The 4737-nt window shown below is 63.4% G+C and carries 3 protein-coding genes and 2 pseudogenes; 3 read left to right on the forward strand and 2 right to left on the reverse strand.

The annotated features are described in order from the left end of the window. Positions 1-200 (forward strand): annotated as a pseudogene (locus tag WA702_RS21760) (NAD(P)-dependent oxidoreductase); the annotation flags it as partial. A gap of 223 nt (positions 201-423) precedes the next feature. Here the strand turns inward: WA702_RS21760 and WA702_RS21765 are convergent. Further along, positions 424-1413, reverse strand: a complete 990-nt coding sequence (locus WA702_RS21765) for a L,D-transpeptidase (RefSeq protein ID WP_425112616.1) — start codon at positions 1411-1413, stop codon at positions 424-426. Between the two features lie 192 nt (positions 1414-1605). Between WA702_RS21765 and WA702_RS21770 the strand changes: the two genes are divergently transcribed. Then, positions 1606-2499, forward strand: a complete 894-nt coding sequence (locus WA702_RS21770; protein WP_425112617.1) for an efflux RND transporter periplasmic adaptor subunit — start codon at positions 1606-1608, stop codon at positions 2497-2499. Between the two features lie 209 nt (positions 2500-2708). On the opposite strand, the gene WA702_RS21775 is transcribed toward WA702_RS21770, so the two are convergent. Further along, on the reverse strand, positions 2709-3569 hold the full coding sequence (locus WA702_RS21775) for a caspase family protein (protein ID WP_425112618.1): 861 nt from the start codon (positions 3567-3569) through the stop codon (positions 2709-2711). Between the two features lie 417 nt (positions 3570-3986). On the opposite strand from WA702_RS21775, the pseudogene WA702_RS21780 reads away from it, so the two are divergent. Further along, positions 3987-4737: pseudogene (locus WA702_RS21780) on the forward strand (hypothetical protein); the annotation flags it as partial.

The raw sequence follows: 4737 nt of genomic DNA on the forward strand, positions 1-4737 counted from the left end.
GCGTATTTCCGGAGCGCGCCTTCTCGAGCGAATACGCACTGAAGGATCTCTCCTACGCGCTCGAGCTCGCCGGCGACGCTGGGCTGAAGCTGCGCGGCGCCGAACTGATCGGCACAGTGCTGCAGGAAGCGATCGACGCTGGCGACGGCGATGCGTATTTTCCGGTGATCGCGAAGTTGACCGAACGAGGTACGAAGTAACGAGAACGGCGCCTCCACCACGTCATTGCGAGGAGCGAAGCGACGAAGCAATCCAGACTTTATCCGCGGATCGATTCTGGATTGCTTCCGCCGTAGCCCCTTCGGGCTATGGCGGACACGTCGCTTCGCTCGCAATGACGATGCGGTGACGGCCTCGCCTTACAACATCGGGATTCCGGGCTCGGTCGCTATTCGCAACCCTCCGGAATCATGGGCATGACGCTCAATGCAGATCCACTTCCGCGTGCTTCTTCAGGTTCTCGCCGATCAGGCGCGCGTCCCAATTGGTCATGCGTACGCAGCCATGCGACTCGGATTTGCCGACCTTCGATGGATCGGGGGTGCCGTGGATGCCGTAGCCGTTGCCGACCGAGAGCCCGATCCAGTATGAGCCGACCGGATTGTTCGGGCCGGGCTTGATGGTGAACGGCTTCTCGGACTTGACGCCCTTGAATTCGTAGTCCGGATTGTAGCGATAGGTCGGATCGGCATCGGACGAGACCGTCTTGAAGGTGCCGGTCGGCGTCGGCTTCTCGTCGCTGCCCACAGTGGCCGGAAATACGCCGACAAGATTGTTGTCCTTGTCGAAGGCCTGCACCGTGCCCGCATCCTTGTCGACGTCGAGCTTCGCGATCTGTGGCAGCTTCTGCTTGCGCGTTTCATTGGGTTTGATGACGCCGGCAACCGCGATCTCGTCGTCGGCCTTGTCGAACGTCTTGCCCGCGTTGAGCTCGGCCAGCAGGTCCTCGCTCATATGAAATTTCTCGGCCAATGCCTCGCGCGGACTGGTGTAGCCAAGCGCGGGAAGGTCCTTCATGTCCACCATGTGCTGCGGGATTTTCGCAAGGAATGGCCCTTTCACGTCCTGCTTGGTGATCTTGTAGGTGACGATCGCCGGATCCTGGTCCTGCGCGGTCAGCGCGGTCCACAGTTCGGGCGTCAGCTTGGCGCCGGTCTTCATGCCTTTCGATGCGGCGAAAGCCGCCAGCGCCTTTTTCGCATTGTCGCCGAAGCGGCCGTCGATCTCGCCGGGCGAAAAATGAGCACGGTCAAGCAGCACCTGGGCCTTGATCGCGACGGGATCCATCTTCTCTTCCCCCGGCGGGCGCTTGCGCAGCTCGGCGTTGTTGACGGCCTCTGGCTTCAGTTCGGCGGCAAGCGCCGGCACGACCAGTGACGAGGATAGAAGCAACGGGAGCAAGAGCCGGATCATTTGCGTGGTCCACGGGAGCGAGCGGAACGAATTCGGATGCATCAACGTCACTATCGGAAATAAGTTCGGGCATTTCGCGGCCATGCGGTGAACATCGCGCACACCTTGCGCGACCAACCTGGGCAAATAGGTCGGCTGGCCTGGATTGCGCCCGTCTGCTATCGACGAGCAGATCACAGGACCGGTTTTCGCATGAGGCATTTTCCCTTCTCGCATCTGCCGCGCACGCTGCTGACGGCCGCCGGCCTTGTCTGTCTGGCGCAGGCTGCGATCGCCGAGGACGGCGAACCGCCGAAAGGGGCCGCCGTCACGGTGCTGAGGGTCACAAAATCCTGCTTCGATAATACGGTCGAGGTCTCCGGCCTTGTGCTGGCGCGCGACGAGACTGCGGTGCGTCCGGAACGGCCCGGACTGAAGGTGGCCGAGGTGCTGGTCGACCCCGGCGACACCGTGACTGCGGGTCAGAACCTGGCGCGGCTGATCCCACCCGAGGGCGGCACGATCATGGTGCAGGCCCCGGTTGCCGGCACGGTCTCGGCCGCGACCGCGACCATCGGCGCATTGGCCTCCGCTCGCGGCGAGGCGCTGTTCACGATCATCGCGCGCAACGAATATGACATGGTCGGCATGGTGCCGAGCGCCGACATCAGCAAGCTCGCGGTCAGCCAGACGGCCAACATCCACATCGTCGGCGCGGGCGACCTCGACGGCAAGGTGCGCCTGATCGCGCCGACCGTCGAGCCGAACAGCCAGCTCGGCCAGGTTTTCATTGGCATCAATGGCGACCGGCGGCTCTTGATCAATTCGTCGGGCCGCGCGCTGATCAAGATCGGCCAAAGCTGCAATGTCGCGGTGCCGCTGACATCAGTGCTCTATGACCCCGCCGGAACCGTGGTCCAGGTGGTGCGGCGGGATCGGGTCGAGACCAAGCGGGTCGAGGTCGGTCTGCTGTCGGGCGGCCAGGTCGAAATCCGCGACGGCCTCAACGAGGGCGACGTCGTGGTCGCCCGCGCCGGCTCGCTATTGCGCGAGGGCGATCTGGTGCGGCCGGTGATGGCGAGCGCGGGGCAGGCGGCTGGAAAATAGTGAGACTTCCGACAAGCGGAGAGCCCTCGACCATTAAGTCGATCGTCATGCCCCGCGAAGGCGGGCATCCAGTACGCCGCGGCATTTCGGTCAATTACAGCGGTCTCGGAGTACTGGGTTCGCCGGTCAAGCCGGGGGACGACAGCTGTGGATGCGGCTACAGCGAGGGATGCGGATACGACATCGCGAACAACGTCTGCCCGTCCGTCTCAGCTCCCCGCGTCCGCCTCGGCGCCGAGGCGGACGTCTTCCAGCAGCGATGAGGAGACGGACGGCACCTGCTCGCCTTCCGAGAGGCGGGAGACCTCCGCGCGGGTCTTGTTGAAGACCGCTTCCGCGCCGGCCGGCTTGCCGTCGAGATTGTTCAACAGCTCGGCGACCAGCACGCTGTTCCGCCCTGCTGAGTCATCGACCACCTTGTCCGGCGTCGCCGAGGACAGGATCAGTGCATTGGCCGGGGCGGTGATGGGTGCAAGACCATGTGAAAACGCACGGAAGCGACGCTCATAGGGATTGCGGCGCGAGGCGTCGAGCACGACCAGCTTGGCGCGGGCGCCCTGGCTCTTCATCAAATCGAGCACCTGCTCCACGCTGGTGCCCTCGCGGCGGACGTCGCGCTCTTTCCAGATCTTGGCATCGACCGGGATCATGTAGCTCTCCCGGCCGGCCTGGATGGCGTAGCCGCCGTAGAACAGCATCACCACCGTGTCCGGCTTGATCTTGGACTGCAGCCGCGCAATGGCGCGCGCCATGTCGTCCTTGTTGGCGTCCTCGACGACGTCGACGTCGAAGCCGTCGCGGCGCAGCGCTCCGTCGAGCGCGCGCGCATCATTGATCGACTGCAGCAGCGGCTCGTTCGCGTCGGGATAATGACCATTACCAATCACGAGCGCGAGCTTGGTGCTGGTCTTGCCGGTCTCCAGGCCACGCTCGATGGCAACCGGCTTTACGGGATCGAGCGCGCGCTTGTTCAAGGCAGCATGTGCGCCGATGGCGAGCGAGACCGTGCCGATGAGGGTTGCGGCGATCGCAAGCGAACGGCGGGAACGAGAGGGCTGCCTTGCTGTCATCAATACGATCCTGGTCAGAGCCAAACCTGGGCGATGTCAAACCCGGTCAATGCGAACCCTGTCAGACCAAAGCTCGCTCTGGTCGCGCCGGTTCCCGAAAGGTTTGAGAAGTTGCGGGACGATGTGTCGTCGAATTGCGCGCAATTTGCGGCGCCGCAACGAAGAAAGCCTTAACCCGATCCACGCGCAGGGGCAACCGGTAAACACCGACAAATCTACAAACGCTTGAAAGATAAAGGAAAATTAATCAGGTGGAACCTTCTTGCGCATTGCAAGAATACGGTTCGGCATCGCCACGATGCGCCCTCCCGGGCGGCCGCAATGTGACCAGATCACGTTTGTCTTTGCCAATCCCCCATGTCACGCTCATCCGCCTCACCTGATGCACAGAGCATGATGATTCCGAGCGAAAATCTCATGAATTTTCAGTATTTCGCCGGTGCCGCCTATCGAACCCTGACAGCCCGGAAGGACGGACCGTCGCTCTATGACGTCTGCGATCCGGTGTTGCGCCACCCTGGACGTGGCGACCCGCATATCGCCAAATTCTACTGGACCGCGCTCGGCAATCCGGCGCTGCGCGCGCTTCTGCATCGTGCCGGCCTGCCCGAGCTGAGCGAGCCGGCGCGCCTCGACGCGCTGCGCGATGCGCTGAGGCACGCCCGCGACGATGCGTCGCCGGACTGGGAGGCGATCGGCCGGCCGGTCGCCGACCTGCTTGACAGTTTCACGCTCGCGCATCCGCGGCCCGCGCGCGCGAACCTGCCTGCACCGATGCCGGCAATCAACGAGATTGACCGTGTCATTCGTGCCTGCGGCGCGCATCTCCTGGGCTCGTTCGCGAGGAACGGCTTCATTCCGACCTATGCCGCCTTCAACCTGATCGGCGATCCCGATCTCAGGGGTCGCGAATTTCTGATGGCGCTGACCGGCCTCAACTCGCGCGGCTACAAGAACTCGACCTTGCTGTTCAATCTTGCGCGCGTCTTTATTGCACGCTCACAGGCAAGCGCCATCATCAACCCGCCCTGGAGCGGGATCGCCGAGCCGATGTGGGCACCAATACAGATCCGCCACCGCTCGGCCTATTACGATGCCTTCTTCACCGAGGCGTTGCGTGCCTTCATGGAGACCGGGCTCGCCTCCTCCGATCAGACGGGAGCTGCGC

Origin of the sequence: Bradyrhizobium sp., assembly GCF_049798375.1 — a bacterium.
Taxonomy (GTDB): Bacteria; Pseudomonadota; Alphaproteobacteria; order Rhizobiales; family Xanthobacteraceae; genus Bradyrhizobium.